This is a genomic window from Nonomuraea terrae, from assembly GCF_044465245.1.
Classification (GTDB): domain Bacteria; phylum Actinomycetota; class Actinomycetes; order Streptosporangiales; family Streptosporangiaceae; genus Nonomuraea; species Nonomuraea terrae.
Genome location: NZ_JBITLL010000009.1, coordinates 1 through 13,270 on the forward strand (window position 1 = coordinate 1; position 13,270 = coordinate 13,270).

A 13,270-nucleotide genomic window follows, 5' to 3' on the forward strand; every position below is an offset into this window, starting at 1 on the left:
GCTTTATTCTTTCAGCCGTTCAAGTTCCTGTCAAATTGACCGGACTTGCTCGATCTGCGGGAATTAAGCCTGCCCCCTTTCGGAGACAACCCCTCTAACTTACCAGCCGTTCCGAAGTGGTTCGTACCGTCAACGGATTAGCTTGAAGGTAGTGGGATTTGCCCGGCATCTTCGAGGCTCCAGGAGCCCCGTTGATCGCCCTGCGGGAAGCAACTCTAGCAGCCTGACGCGCCTACTCAGGCCCACACACGTAATCCCTAGGTCCTTCCCTCCCCACCTAACCCTCAAACCTCTGCCACGAACGTCCATACGGCGGCCCCGGGACAAGCCGACGGCAAGTCATCCGCAATCGCCTCCCGGTACGAATTACCTACGAGCAGACTGCGCTCTCGGAGGTGGCCGCCATGACCCGCTCGGAGTTCGACGACATCCGTGCCTTCCTCGCCGACGACACCGCCGACGCGGGTGACGTGCTGGCAGTCGCCCGGACTCTGGTCGACGACCTGGAGCACTCACACCTTCGCGAGGCGGTCCTGCGTACCCACTATCTGCGGTTGCTGACGGCCGCACGGGCGACGATGGCGGCCGAGCTCCTGGGAGCGCCCGATCCACTGGCGTTCGTCAGCCATGAGCTGTCCGGGCGCGGCCAGTTGCCGGAGGACGGTGAGACGGCGCAGCGCATCCTCTCCGACGCCCGTGCGGCGGCCGAGTTGCTCGCCAGTCTCGAGAACCCTCCGCCGCGGCCTCCGCGCAACCTTCGCCTGCGCCGCTGCGTCGGCACAGGCCGGCGGCTCCCCCACTGATCTCGTTGCCGCCCGCTGGCGGGATGACAACTTCGGACATACCCCACCTTGGCGGGCCAACTGCCAGACTTTCGCTTATGTGGCAGCGGGGGCTGAACTGGGCGGCAATCATCCTGGTCGGGATATTTGGCGTGATGTGGGTCGGCGTGGTGATCTACGCGGACCACGGATCGTCTGTCTGGATGCGGATCGTTCAGGTGGTGTTCGGAGTCACGCTGCTGGGGTGGGCCGTGCAGAAGGCCGTCTGGATGGTCATGCACGGCATGAAGCACCACAGTGGCTAGACGAGCGTTCTACTCCGGCTGGAACCGGTAACCCATTCCGGGCTCCGTGAGCAGGTGGACCGGGTGGGCGGGGTCGCGCTCGAGCTTGCGGCGCAGCTGGGCCATGTACTGCCGTAGGTAGTGGGTCTCTTTGAGGTAGTTGCTGCCCCAGACCTCTGTCAGCAGCTGGCGCTGGGTGACCAGCTTGCCGGGGTTGCGCAGCAGAGTCTCCAGGAAGTGCCATTCCGTGGGGGTGAGGTGCACACCTCCTGAGATGGTCTTGCTCGCGAGGTCGACGACGTGGTCGCCGACCCGTACGGTGACGTTCTCCTCCTCTGCCTGCCCCGTGCGGCGGGTCACGGCGCGCAGCCGCGCGAGCAGCTCGTCGATGCTGAACGGTTTCGTCACATAGTCGTCGGCGCCGGCGTCGAGCGCGTCGACCTTGTCGGTGCTGTCCGTACGCCCCGACAGAACGATGATCGGCACGGAGGTCCAGCCCCGCAGCCCTTCGATGACCTCCACCCCGTCGAGGTCGGGCAGACCGAGGTCGAGGATGATCAGATCGGGATGCCACTCGGCGGCCAGGCGCAGCGCGGTGCCGCCGTCGGGCGCGACGGCTGCCTCGTAGTGTCTGGCGGCCAGATTGATCCGCAGGGCACGCAGCAACTGCGGCTCGTCGTCGACCACGAGCACCCGCGTCATGTAGGCCGCCGCGGAGTGCACGTCTGTCGGCGGATACGGAGCCGACCTCGGGCTCTGTCTCCCATTCCTCCAGATTACGGCTGGTACGGCGGCGCGACCCCCCAGCCCCAGTGCGGGACCGGCGCCTGGAGCGGAGGCGTGGCGCCGGGCTGGGAGTTGTGCCGCGCCAGCCTGGTGCCCCATTCGATGTAGCCGGCGAACGCGGCCCTGAACTCGGGGTCGTCAGGAAGCCCTGCCTCGTCGGCGGCGTCCAGGAGCAGGTTGACCCATCGGCGGCGCTGCGGTTCGGTGATCGCCTTGCCGAGGTGGTGGCGCAGCATGACGGGGTAGCCGCCGCGCTCCTTGGTGTAGCGGTCGGGGCCGCCGAAGACCTCGCTGAGCCACATCGCCACGTATTTCGGGTGGTCGGCGTCCATGTGTGCGAACAGCGGCCCGATCAGGTCGTCCTTGACCACGCTGCGGTAGAAGAGCTCGGTCAGCCGCTCGAACGCCTCGGCGCCGCCGGCCCATGCGTACAGTGTCGGCACTGTGTCGTCAGTCACGTAATTATGTAATCATCGCCGCGAATCGACGGAAAGGCCCTTGGGCATACGAGAAAGTCCCCGGCCGCCGGATGATCCGGTGACCGGGGACTTCTGCTTGGTAGCGGGGACAGGATTTGAACCTGCGACCTCTGGGTTATGAGCCCAGCGAGCTACCGAACTGCTCCACCCCGCGTCGGTGTGTACTTCTTCATCATACAGGCCCGAGACACTGCTCTGACCATGATCCAGCTTCCACGTGAAAAGGCCCGGTTTTCCGTCTCCGGATCCCCGGGCCTTCATCGTGGTAGCGGGGGCAGGATTTGAACCTGCGACCTCTGGGTTATGAGCCCAGCGAGCTACCGAACTGCTCCACCCCGCGTCGTCGTGCTTTGCAAGCCTATCGGCGACAGCGGGGTATGCGCAAACTCAATGCGGTTATGAGGTGCCCGCGGCTCCCGCCTGTGACCCTGTGGGCACCGGTGACGGGTTGCCGGACGCGGGCGGCGTCGCAGGTGGTGTGGCCGGCGGCGTGGGCGGAGGAGTCGCCGGTGGCGTGCCCGTCGGCGACGGGCTGGGCGACGGCTGCGCCTGCTGCGCGTTCGCGCCTTCCAGCGCCCGCAGCGACTCGTCCAGTCGCCGCTGGGCGTCGCCGTAGGCGTCCCAGTCGGGCGGGCTGGCCTGCAGGGCCTTCTGCGCGTCCTCGTACGCCTTCTTGGCGTTCGCGATCGCGGTGTTCAGCGCCGTGGCGGCCTGGTCGGGCCGGGCCTCGGTCTCCTGCTCGTCGGTGGGTTGTTGCTGTTGCTGCTCCTGCTCGGTGCCGAAGACCTGCTGGAGAGCCTCGTCCAGCGTGCGGCCGACACCGATCTTGGAGCCGAACGACACCAGCACGCGCTGCAGGATCGGGTACGGCTCCTGCCCGCCGCCCGCGGCCACCTGGATGTACACCGGTTCGATGTAGACCAGGCCGCCGGCGTATGGGAGAGTCAGCAGGTTGCCGTAGCGGACCGACGACGCGCCGACGCCGAGCAGGTTGAGCTCACCGGCGAACCGGCTCTGGAAGGCGTTCTGTGCCTGGCCGGGACCCGGGATCGGGGTACTGGACGGCATCCGCAGGATGCGGATCTGACCGTAGTTGCTGCCCGCCGCGGAGTTGACCGCCATGAACGCCGCCAGGTTGGGCCCCTGTCGCGGCACGAACGTCGTCGTCAGCGAGAACGTCGGCGTGCCGCCCGGCATCGTGGTGGTCAGGTAGTAGGGCGGCTGCTTGATGTTGCGGTCGCCCTGCGTCGGGTCGCCCGGGACGTTCCAGAAGTCCTGGCCGCTGTAGAAGGCGGCCGGGTCGGTGATGTGGTAGCGCGACAGGGTGTAGCGCTGCACCTTGAACAGGTCTTCCGGGTAGCGGACGTGCTGGCGCAGCTCGGCGCTCATCTCGGAGGCCGGGCGGATGACGCCGGGGAAGGCGTTGCTCCAGGTCTTGAGCACCGGGTCGTTGTTGTCCCAGGCGTAGAGCCGGACCGTGCCGTCGTAGGCGTCGACCGTGGCCTTCACCGAGTTGCGGATGTAGTTGACGTGGTCGATCGGCTGCTGGGCGATCACCCGGCGGTCGGTGGACGTGTCGCGCGTCATCTCGCCCAGGCTCTCGCTCTGGGAGTACGGGTAGTCGTTGGACGTGGTGTAGCCGTCCACGATCCACTGGATGCGACCGTCGACGACGGCCGGGTACGGGTTGCCGTCGAGGGTCAGGAACGGCGCGGCCTTCTGGACCCTGTCACGCGGGTTGCGGACGTACAGGATCTTGGAGTTGTCGTTGACGTCGCCGGACAGGACGATGTTGGCCTCGCCGTACTTGGCGGCGTAGAGCAGACGGTTGAAGAACGAGCCCACGGGGACGCCGCCGGCGCCGGTGTAGGTGGTGTTCTTCTGGCCGGTGCCGCCGGTCTCCGGGTAGTCGAGCTCCTGCGGCTGTTGCGGGTTGCCGCCGGCGATGACGTAGTCGTCGCCGATGGAGCTCTCGCCGTAGTAGACGCGCGGTTCCTTGAGCTTGGTGCTCTGGACCAGCGGGCCGGTGACCGGCATGTCCTTCGCGTCGTAGGCGGGCAGGCCGCTGGAGTCGACCTGGTTGCCGGGCGCGGCGACGAAGCCGTAGCCGTGGGTGTAGACGAGCGCCCGGTTGATCCAGTTGTCCTGGCCCTGGGGCGGACCGGTCAGCTCGCGGATGCCGACGATGTGGTCGATCAGTTTGCCGGTGCCGTCGGGGTAGCGGTCGACGTCCAGCGGGTCGGCGAAGCTGTAGAAGCCCCTGATGCGCTGCGTCTGCTCATACGTCGAGGAGACCAGGGCAGGGTCGAGCAGGCGCACGCCGGACACCGAGGTGTCGCCGTTGGCCTGGACCTTCGTCGGGTCGGCCTGCGCGTTGTAGGTCTCGACCTCGGTCTTGTCGACGCCGTACGCCTCGCGGGTGGCCTCGATGTTGCGCTGGATGTACGGCGCTTCCTTGCCCTGCTGGTTGGGCTTGACCTGGAACTGCTCGACCAGCGCCGGGTAGACGCCGCCGATCAGGATGGCCGAGAGCACGAGCAGGCCGAAGGAGACGCCGGGCAGCATGCCGCCCGAGCGGAAGACGCCGGCGAAGAACAGCACGGCGCAGATCAGCGCGATGATCGCGAGGATGGTCTTGGCCGGCAGCACGGCGTTGACGTCGGTGTAGGACGCGCCGTGGACGAAGCCCCGGTCGGAGAAGACCAGGCCGAACCGGTCCATGAAGTACGCGATGGCCTTGAGCAGCACGAAGACGCCCAGCAGCACCGACAGGTGGATGCGGGCGGCCTTGGAGGCGTGCACGCCTGGGGACTGCAGGCGGAAGCCGCCGTAGAGGTAGTGGGTGATCGCCGACAGCACGATCGAGATGATCACGGCGGTGAACAGGAAGTTCAGCACCATCCGGATGAACGGATAGTCGAACATGAAGAAGGCGATGTCGTAGCCGAACTGCGGGTCCTGCCTGCCGAACGGCGCGCCGTTGATGAACTGCAGCCACGTCTGCCACTGCCCCGCGAACGAGGAGCCCGCGAAGAGCGCGAGCAGCCCCATGCCGACGATGAAGATCAGCTTGCGGTGGGGGTCGAGCGCCATGCGATAGCGGTCGGCGCCGCTGCTGCCGCCGAACATCGCGGGCCCGAACATCGGCCGCGTACGGAAGGCCAGCAACATGTTGCCGCCGGCGATGCCGACCATCAGCGCCGCTCCGACGAGGAACAGCACGATCTGGGTCAGCAGCACGCCGGAGAAGACCGACGTGAAGCCGGTCGAGTCAAACCACAGATAGTCGGTATAAATGCCCGAGAAAAAGAAGAACAGGGCAACGATCACCACGAGGGCGATCACCACAGGAAGAATCAGTCGCGGTCGGCGGGGCAAGCGCATTGCCCTGCCGGCTCCTGGGGTCCGGAAGCTCAAGGCCAACCCCTCGTCGTAATGAAGAAACGGTCCGTGTCTGGCAACCTACACCGCGGTGCCAGCCCTACGACTAACGCACGACGGCCGCCAGAAGTTTCATCCGGCCTCGCACGAGGGAACATTCGCGTTTCCCGTACGCAGCGCGTCTAGCGCCTGGACGGCGCCGTGCAGCGTGTCGGCGCGTACCAGCCGCAGGCCGTCAGGCACGGCGCGCACGGCCTCGGCGCAGTTGTCGGCGGGCGTCAGGAAGATCGTGGCGCCCGACTCCTTGGCGCCGACCATCTTCTGCGCGATGCCGCCGATCGGGCCGACCTGGCCCGTCGGGTCGATGGTGCCGGTGCCGGCGATCTTCTTGCCGCCGGTCAGCGCGCCCGGCGTCAGCTTGTCGACGATGCCGAGCGAGAACATCAGCCCGGCGCTGGGCCCGCCGACCTCGCCCACGCTGATGTCGACGTCGAACGGGAACTGGTAGGCGGCCCGCATCTCCACGCCCACCAGGGCCTGCCCCTCTTCGCCCGCCACCGTCGGCACGGAGACCTCGAGCTTCTCCTGACCGCGGGTGATGCCGAAGGCCACGGTCTCACCCGGTTTGTGCGCCTTGACCGTGTCGCCCACGACGTTGACGTCGGTCGCCGGCTTGCCGTCGACGGAGTCGATCACGTCTTCCGCGCGCAGCTTGCCGTCGGCGGGACGGCCCTTCTGCGTGGTCGCGACCGTCACGACCATCTTGTACGGGATCTTGAGCTCGTTGAGCGCGGCGGCGGTCGCGGTCTCCTGGGAGTTGCTCATCTCGACGGTGTTCTCCTCCTCGACCTCCTGGGCGGTGCGGTCGGGGGCGAAGATGGTCTCCTCGGGGACCACCGCGACGGAGGGATCGATCCAGCCGCGCAGCGCCGTCAGCAGATCGATGCGGGCGCTCGGGCCGCCCTGGTAGGCGACCGTCACGAGACTCAGCGCGCCGCTGGTCGGATAGGTCTGGCGGTCCTTGATGGAGATGACCGGCTTCTTGTCGACCTCGCCGATGGTGTTCTCCGTCGGGCCTGGGCTCAGCACGACGTACGGGACCGGCTGGAACGCGCCGATCACCCCCAGCGCGAGCACGAGGAATCCCGCGATCAGCAAGGTGAGGGCGCGTCGTGACATGTCGAGAAGCTTATTCGCCGACGCCGACCCACTCGGTCTCGCCGTCGGCGAACACCTGGTGCTTCCAGATCGGCACGCTGGCCTTGAGGTCGTCGATCAGCCGCCTGGCGGCCTTGAACGCCTCGTCGCGGTGAGGCGCGGCGACGGCGACGATGACGGCGGTGTCGCCCAGCTCCAGCTCACCCACGCGATGAACCGCGGCCAGCGCCGTCACGGGGAAGTCGGCGGCGACCTTCTCGGCCACCTGCCGCAGCTCGGCCTCCGCCGTGGGGTGCGCCGAGTAGGCGAGCCGGGTGACGGGCTTGCCGTGGTCCTGCTCGCGCACGGTGCCCACGAAGAACGTGGTGCCGCCCGCTGCGTGGTCGCCGACGGCGGCCAGCACTTCGTCCACGGAGAGCGGGGTGTCTCGTATGCCGAGCAACCGGATGACGTCCACGACAAAAAGCCTAACCTTTACTGGCGCCGCTTCTTACGAACCTGGCGGACGATCGCGGCTGTGCCGATGACGGCCACGGTGGCGCCGGCGGCGGTGAGGGTGGCCTCCTTGACGGGCAGGCGCCTGCCGACCACGGTCGTGCGGTTCTCGCCGCGCAGCTCGAGCAGCTGCTCGAAGGCGGCCTCGTTGGTCCACGCCGGCTTCCATCCGGCCTCGCGCAACGTCGTGCAGTCGACCACCCACGGATAGACGACGTAGTGCAGGTCGGTCGCGGGGGCCGGGGTGACGCCGAGGCGGTGCAGGCGCTGCGCCGTGCCGAACGTCAGCCCCGCCGGGAGCTCCAGGCTGCGGATGCCGGAGAGCTCTTCGACCTTCTCGTGCTCGATCCAGCCGTCGGAGCCGACCGCCACCACGCCGCTGATGTCGCCGCGGGCGGCCAGCTCGAGCACGGAGAGCAGGTCGTCGATGTGGCAGAACTGCCAGTGGGGGCTGCAGCCCTTGACGGTCAGGAGCCTGGGCGACTCGAAGTGGCGGGTGATCACCGTGTCGACGCCGGGCCCGACGACCGCGGCCGGGCGCAGCACCGTCACCTCCAGACCGGGGTGGCTGCGCAGCGACCTGCGCGCCACGGCCTCGATCTCCAGGAAGTCGCCGACCACGCCGGTGTCGGGCTCGGCCGCCACGGGGGCGTCCTCAGGCAGCGGCACCTCGTTGTCGGGGGCGGCGCCGTACACCATCGCGCTCGTCACCAGGACGACGCGGCGCACGCGGGCGGCGGCGCAGGCCGTGAGGACGGTCTGCGCGGCGCGCAGGTTGTAGGCCCGCCGTTCGGCCGGGTCGGAGTCGACGGCGTAGTCGCCGGCCAGATGGACCAGGACGTCGATGTCGGAGATCCGGTTCGCCAAGAGCGGATCCCGTACGTCGATCTCTCTCCAGGTGGCCTCCGGGATGTCTCCACGCTGCTCGTCGATGGCCACCACCCTGCGGAAATCCGCGGAGGATACGAGCCTCGAGAGCAGCTCGCGGCCCAAGCCGGAGGCGGCTCCCGTCACTGCGACGACGGGTTGGCGCGGGCGTTTCGAGGTAGGCACCAGGTCCTCACTTTGCACTGATCCGCCGTAGGACGACTAACGTGGCGGATGTGGACTCCTCCATCCTGCACGAGGTAGAGCGGTGACTGACCTGCCAGGTCGCGAAAACGACCCCAACGAGAACCCGTTCGCCATGTTCGGCAACCCTGAGCAGATGGCTCAGGCGATGCGCCAGTTCGCCGACATGCTGTCGGCGCCTCAGGGTTCCGGCCCTGTCAACTGGGACATGGCCAAGAACATCGCCCGGCACTCCGTGGTCGCCCAGGGCGATCCGAGCGTCATGGAAGGCGAGCGCCGCCAGATCGTCGACGCGCTCAGTCTGGCCGACCTGTGGCTGAACGAGGCGACGACGCTGCCGAGCGGCGTGTCGAATCCGCAGGCCTGGAGCCGTTCCGAGTGGATCGAGAACACCATCCCGGTCTGGCGCAAGCTCTGCGAGCCGATCGCCGAGCGCATGGTCGAGACCATGGGCGGCGCACTCGGCGGGTCCGGGCTGCCCCCGGAGGCCCAGCAGATGGCCGGGCCGCTGATGGGCATGCTGAAGCAGATGGGCGGCATGATGGTCGGCCAGCAGATCGGGCAGGCCATCGGCTCGCTGGCGCGCGAGGTCGTCGGCACCACCGACATCGGGGTTCCGCTGTCCGACAAGGCCGCGCTGCTGCCCGGCGGCATCGCCTCCTTCAGCGAGGGCCTGGAGATCCCGTCCGACGAGATCCGGCTCTACCTGGCGCTGCGCGAGGCGGCCCACCACCGGCTCTTCCAGCACGTTCCGTGGCTGCGTTCCCACCTGCTGGGCGCGGTCGAGGAGTACGCCAGGGGCATCACGGTCGACACCTCGGCGCTCGAGGAGCAGATCCGCGGCCTCGACCTCAACAACCCCGCGGCCATCCAGGAGGCGCTGAGCGGCGGCGGCCTGCTCAAGCCCGAGGAGACCGAGCGACAGAAGGCCGCGCTGGCCCGGCTGGAGACGATGCTCGCCCTGGTCGAGGGGTGGGTGGCCACCGTGGTCGACCGCGCCGCCGCGGGCAAGCTGCCCTCCGCGGGCGCGCTGGCGGAGACCGTACGCCGGCGGCGCGCGACCGGCGGGCCGGCCGAGCTGACGTTCGGCACGCTGGTCGGGCTGGAGCTGCGACCGCGGCGGCTGCGCGAGGCCGCGGCGCTGTGGCGGGCGCTGGAGGGGGCGCGCGGCGTCGACGGGCGTGACGCGCTGTGGTCCCACCCCGATCTCATGCCGACGGCCGACGACCTCGACGACCCGCAGGCGTTCGTCCGCGGGGAGACGACCTGGGACATCTCCCAGCTGGAGGCCAAGCCCGACGAGGGCGGGGGCGAGGGCGACAAGAGTTGAGCCTGCACGACGACGCGGTGGCGGTGTTGTCCGCCTGGGCCGCGCCCACGCCCGAGGAGGAGGCGCTCCGGGCCGAGTTCCTGGAGCACCTGCGGGCGCATGACGACGCGATGTTGCGCGAGTGCGTCCCCGGGCATCTGACGGCCACGACGGCCGTGCTGTCCCACGACGGCGCGCAGGTCCTGCTCACGCTGCATCCGAAGGCCAAGAGGTGGCTGCCGATGGGCGGTCACTGTGAGGTCTCCGACGCGTCCCTCGCGGCGGTCGCGCTGCGCGAGGCGTGGGAGGAATCGGGGATCTCCGGGCTGGAGCTGCTGCCCGGGCCGCTGGCGGTCGACAAGCACTCCGTGTGGTGCCACCCGCCGCAGTGCTGGCATCTCGATGTCGAGTACGCGGCCGTGGCGCCGCCCGGAGCCACGGCCGTGATCAGCGACGAGTCGCTCGACCTGCGCTGGTTCCCCGTCGACGAGATTCCGGAGCCGAGCGACGAGGCCACGCGGCGGCTGGCGAAACGCGGGCAGGCCGCCATCGGCTCCCGGCCCCTTGGCTAGAGTCCACTTGCGTCGTTCCAAAAGGGGGGCCTAGTGGAGACTTCTGCCGTTGGCGGAACGATCGTGACACCTGTCCGCAAACGCCGGAAGTTTCCCGCGGCTCTCACGTGGCTGGCCGTGACGCCGTTCGCCGCGTGGGCGATCGCACGGGTGGCCGGGCTGGAGCGCGGTTCGCTGCCGACGCAGCTCATGACCGCGACCCCGTACGCCGCGGCGGGCTCGCTCGTCCCCCTCCTGATCGCCGCGCTCGGGCGCCGGCGCGCCGCCACCGTCGTCGCGCTGTTGACCACGGCCGCGCTGGGGTTCAGCGTGTTGCCCAGGGCGTTGGGGACGGCGGACGCCGTGCAGGGCCGGCCGTTCCGGGTCATGACGATCAACATGCTGTTCGGCCGGGCCGACGTGGCGACGATCATGAAGCTCGTCCAGGAGTTCGACCCCGACGTGCTGAGCACGCAGGAGCTGACCCCGGACGCGGTCGCCGACCTCGACGCGGCCGGGCTCAAGACGCTGATGCCGCACCGCGTGCTGCAGGACGAGTGGAGCGCCACCGGGAGCGGGTTGTTCTCCAAGCACCCGGTCCGGCCCCTGACCAACTGGACGCCCCCGCCCGGGCACCGCATGCCCGCCGCGGCGGTGCTGCTGCCCGGGGGCGAGCCGATCGAGTTCATCGACGCCCACCCGTACCCGCCGCTGGGTCCGCAGGTGAACGACTGGAACGCGGCGCTGGCGGCGCTCCCCTCGGCCTCGCCTCAGCGGATCCGCGTCATCGCGGGCGACTTCAACGCCTCCCTCGACCACGCCGCCCTGCGCGCGCTGCTGTCGCGCGGCTACAAGGACGCCGCCGACCAGGTGGGCGCAGGGCTGATCCCGACCTGGCCGGCCAACAAGCCGGTGCCGCCGATCATCACGATCGACCACGTGCTGGTCGACCGGCGGGTCGGGGTGAAGGAGGTCAGCGTGCGGGATGTGCCGCGCACCGACCACCGGGCCGTGCTGGCCCGGCTCATCGTGCCCTGATCAGGGCCCTGGTGTTGTCCCAGCCTTCCAGGCCGGGGTCGAGTCGGGCGACGTCGCCGGCGCTGCGCAGGCGGTGCCAGCCCGGGGTGGTCGCGACCCTGCGCGGGCCGGGGGCCTGGGCGCGCAGCGCGCCCACCACGTCGTCGGCGTCGAGGTCGGGCTCGGCCCAGTCGGGCGCGGGCAACGCGCAGGCGAGGGCGACGGCTCCGCCGTTCTCCGCCGGGCAGACCGTGATCTCGGCCCTGCCCAGCTCCCTGAACAGCTTGCCGACCAGCAGCGGTGGCAGGTCGGGGGCATCGGCGCCGATCACGGCGGCCTGGTCGGCGTGCAGGCGGGCGAGCACGGCCTTCAGCGGCTCGGCGTCGTCGATCGTGACGATCTCGGTGCCGGGCCAGACGATGTCGTCGAGCCCGGGGACGCTCGTGACCAGGACGGGCGTGACGAGGTCGAGGCCGGCGGCCATCTCGTACGTGTCCTCGGCGATCGCCGCGAGGAACGTCGCGGGGTCGACTCCCGGGGGCGCGGCCTGCGCCATGGTGCGGCGTACGAGGACGGCGACGACGCGCTTCAACACTCCTCCGGCGCCGTGTGGGCGGCGGCGGAGAAGCCTTCGAGGAACCCGCGGGCCCGCTCGGCCTTCGGGTACTGCTCCACCAGCTTCCAGAACTTCGGCCCGTGGCTCGGCACCAGCAGGTGGGCGAGCTCGTGGATGATCACGTAGTTGATCACCCATTCGGGCAGGCCCTTGAGCCTGGTGGAGATGCGGATCGTGCCGTTTTCCGGGGTGCAGGAGCCCCAGCGGTGCTGCTGGTTGTCGACCCAGCGCACGCTCGCGGGATCGGCCTCGCCGTCCAGGTATTTGGCCGACAACTCTCTGGCCAGCTCCAGCAGGGCCTCGTCGGTGGGCCTTCGTCGGCGTTCCTTGGCGGCCAGCCGATCCAGCATCCGGCTCACCCATTCATCCGCGTCTTCGCCGCTAAGCCAGGCGGGCAGGAGCACGATCGTCTTGTCGCCGTCGCGGTAGGCGGAAACCGTACGCCGGCGACGAGAACTGCGACGGACCTCGACTGTCTCGGGGGGCACATATGCACGGTAGCCGAGACTGGCGAAATTCCACAGGGGGCGGACGTTGTTTCTGCTGGTCAGATGATTAAGAGCCGGTGAATTTGGGAACGCGCCTTTCCCGATGTGCGGCAAGGCCCTCGATCATGTCGGCGGAGGCCATGGTCACAGGTTGGGCCAGGGATTCCCACCGCAGCGCTGCTTCCAGGTCCTGATGGTCTTGGTTCATGGCGACTTTGGTGAGCCTTGTGGCAATGGGTGCGTTCTGGGCGATCTTCGTGGCGATGTCCCGTACGTGCGACATAAGGTCATTTTTGGGAAAAGATTGATTTACTAGACCTTTAACTTCTGCGTCCGATCCGGACAGGATCCGGCCCGTCAGGAGCATCTCCCGCGCCAGCCCGACGCCCGCCCTCCGGGGCAGCAGGTACGTGGCCGCCATCCCCGGGTGCAGGCCCAGCGACGTGAACGGGGCCAGGAGCTTGGCGTCGTCGGCGGCGTACACGAGGTCGCAGGCCAGCGCGAGGCACAGGCCCGCCCCGACCGCGGGGCCGTTGACGGCGGCGATCGTCGGGATCTCGAGCTCGGTGATCGCGAGCCAGTCACGGTAGAAGGCGAGCATGCGGTCGCGGAGCTGGGGGACGGGCTCGACGCCGCGTTCGCCGAGCCACGACAGGTCGCCGCCGGAGGAGAACGCGCTGCCGGCGCCGGTGACGACGAGACACCTGGCCTCGCGGTCGGCGGCGAGGTCGGCCATGGTGGCGCGCCAGCGGGCGGTCATGGCGTCGGTCATGGCGTTGCGCATGTCGGGGCGGTTGAGGGTGACGAGCACGACTCCGTCGTCCGTACGGTCAACCAAGATCTCGTCCATGCC

The 13,270-nt window shown here is 69.0% G+C and carries 13 protein-coding genes, 2 tRNA genes and 1 pseudogene; 5 read left to right on the forward strand and 11 right to left on the reverse strand.

The window, feature by feature from the left end:
* Window positions 1-404: 404 nt before the first annotated feature.
* Both ACIBP6_RS42260 and ACIBP6_RS42265 read left to right on the forward strand, forming a co-directional pair.
* A complete protein-coding gene (locus ACIBP6_RS42260; protein ID WP_397060305.1) occupies window positions 405-803 on the forward strand; it encodes a hypothetical protein in 399 nt (132 codons plus the stop codon).
* Between the two features lie 77 nt (window positions 804-880).
* On the forward strand, window positions 881-1,087 hold the full coding sequence (locus tag ACIBP6_RS42265; protein WP_132611854.1) for a hypothetical protein: 207 nt from the start codon (window positions 881-883) through the stop codon (window positions 1,085-1,087).
* Between the two features lie 9 nt (window positions 1,088-1,096).
* On the opposite strand, the gene ACIBP6_RS42270 is transcribed toward ACIBP6_RS42265, so the two are convergent.
* The 8 genes and pseudogenes from ACIBP6_RS42270 to ACIBP6_RS42305 form a co-directional block, all read right to left on the reverse strand.
* Window positions 1,097-1,768, reverse strand: coding sequence for a response regulator (locus ACIBP6_RS42270; RefSeq protein WP_397061270.1), 672 nt, complete (start codon window positions 1,766-1,768; stop codon window positions 1,097-1,099).
* Between the two features lie 74 nt (window positions 1,769-1,842).
* A complete protein-coding gene (locus ACIBP6_RS42275) occupies window positions 1,843-2,310 on the reverse strand; it encodes a group II truncated hemoglobin (protein ID WP_397060307.1) in 468 nt (155 codons plus the stop codon).
* Window positions 2,311-2,408: 98 nt separating this feature from the next.
* A tRNA-Met gene (locus tag ACIBP6_RS42280) sits at window positions 2,409-2,485 on the reverse strand.
* Between the two features lie 109 nt (window positions 2,486-2,594).
* Window positions 2,595-2,671: transfer RNA gene (locus tag ACIBP6_RS42285), tRNA-Met, on the reverse strand.
* 56 nt (window positions 2,672-2,727) lie between these two features.
* A complete protein-coding gene (locus ACIBP6_RS42290) occupies window positions 2,728-5,715 on the reverse strand; it encodes a UPF0182 family membrane protein (RefSeq protein ID WP_397060309.1) in 2,988 nt (995 codons plus the stop codon).
* 234 nt (window positions 5,716-5,949) lie between these two features.
* Window positions 5,950-6,891 (reverse strand): annotated as a pseudogene (locus ACIBP6_RS42295) (YlbL family protein); the annotation flags it as partial.
* A gap of 10 nt (window positions 6,892-6,901) precedes the next feature.
* A complete protein-coding gene (locus tag ACIBP6_RS42300; protein ID WP_397060311.1) occupies window positions 6,902-7,327 on the reverse strand; it encodes a molybdenum cofactor biosynthesis protein MoaE in 426 nt (141 codons plus the stop codon).
* A 17-nt stretch (window positions 7,328-7,344) separates the two neighbouring features.
* Window positions 7,345-8,421 (reverse strand): NAD-dependent epimerase/dehydratase family protein, encoded by a 1,077-nt coding sequence (locus ACIBP6_RS42305; RefSeq protein WP_132611874.1) that lies wholly within the window; start codon window positions 8,419-8,421, stop codon window positions 7,345-7,347.
* 130 nt (window positions 8,422-8,551) lie between these two features.
* On the opposite strand from ACIBP6_RS42305, the gene ACIBP6_RS42310 reads away from it, so the two are divergent.
* From ACIBP6_RS42310 to ACIBP6_RS42320, 3 genes are all read left to right on the forward strand, one after another.
* Window positions 8,552-9,766 (forward strand): zinc-dependent metalloprotease, encoded by a 1,215-nt coding sequence (locus ACIBP6_RS42310; RefSeq protein WP_397061272.1) that lies wholly within the window; start codon window positions 8,552-8,554, stop codon window positions 9,764-9,766.
* Window positions 9,763-10,317, forward strand: coding sequence for an NUDIX hydrolase (locus ACIBP6_RS42315; RefSeq protein ID WP_397060313.1), 555 nt, complete (start codon window positions 9,763-9,765; stop codon window positions 10,315-10,317). Before ACIBP6_RS42310 ends, ACIBP6_RS42315 begins: the two co-directional genes overlap by 4 nt.
* 117 nt (window positions 10,318-10,434) lie before the next feature.
* Window positions 10,435-11,334: an endonuclease/exonuclease/phosphatase family protein gene (locus tag ACIBP6_RS42320; protein WP_397060315.1), complete on the forward strand. Its 900-nt coding sequence runs from the start codon at window positions 10,435-10,437 to the stop codon at window positions 11,332-11,334.
* Here the strand turns inward: ACIBP6_RS42320 and ACIBP6_RS42325 are convergent.
* From ACIBP6_RS42325 to ACIBP6_RS42335, 3 genes are all read right to left on the reverse strand, one after another.
* On the reverse strand, window positions 11,321-11,905 hold the full coding sequence (locus ACIBP6_RS42325) for a DUF2064 domain-containing protein (RefSeq protein WP_397060316.1): 585 nt from the start codon (window positions 11,903-11,905) through the stop codon (window positions 11,321-11,323). The two genes, ACIBP6_RS42320 and ACIBP6_RS42325, sit on opposite strands and share 14 nt — an antisense overlap.
* Window positions 11,902-12,417 (reverse strand): M48 family metallopeptidase, encoded by a 516-nt coding sequence (locus ACIBP6_RS42330; protein WP_397060318.1) that lies wholly within the window; start codon window positions 12,415-12,417, stop codon window positions 11,902-11,904. Before ACIBP6_RS42330 ends, ACIBP6_RS42325 begins: the two co-directional genes overlap by 4 nt.
* A gap of 67 nt (window positions 12,418-12,484) precedes the next feature.
* Window positions 12,485-13,267: an enoyl-CoA hydratase/isomerase family protein gene (locus ACIBP6_RS42335; protein WP_397060320.1), complete on the reverse strand. Its 783-nt coding sequence runs from the start codon at window positions 13,265-13,267 to the stop codon at window positions 12,485-12,487.
* Window positions 13,268-13,270 lie beyond the last annotated feature (3 nt).

Bases quoted from the DNA above. Each gene is read 5' to 3' on its own strand.
- ACIBP6_RS42290 (WP_397060309.1), bottom strand. From the start codon at position 5,715: ATGCGCTTGCCCCGCCGACCGCGACTGATTCTTCCTGTGGTGATCGCC.
- ACIBP6_RS42260 (WP_397060305.1), top strand. From the start codon at position 405: ATGACCCGCTCGGAGTTCGACGACATCCGTGCCTTCCTCGCCGACGAC.
- ACIBP6_RS42335 (WP_397060320.1), bottom strand. From the start codon at position 13,267: ATGGACGAGATCTTGGTTGACCGTACGGACGACGGAGTCGTGCTCGTC.
- ACIBP6_RS42270 (WP_397061270.1), bottom strand. From the start codon at position 1,768: ATGACGCGGGTGCTCGTGGTCGACGACGAGCCGCAGTTGCTGCGTGCC.
- ACIBP6_RS42265 (WP_132611854.1), top strand. From the start codon at position 881: ATGTGGCAGCGGGGGCTGAACTGGGCGGCAATCATCCTGGTCGGGATA.
- ACIBP6_RS42310 (WP_397061272.1), top strand. From the start codon at position 8,552: ATGTTCGGCAACCCTGAGCAGATGGCTCAGGCGATGCGCCAGTTCGCC.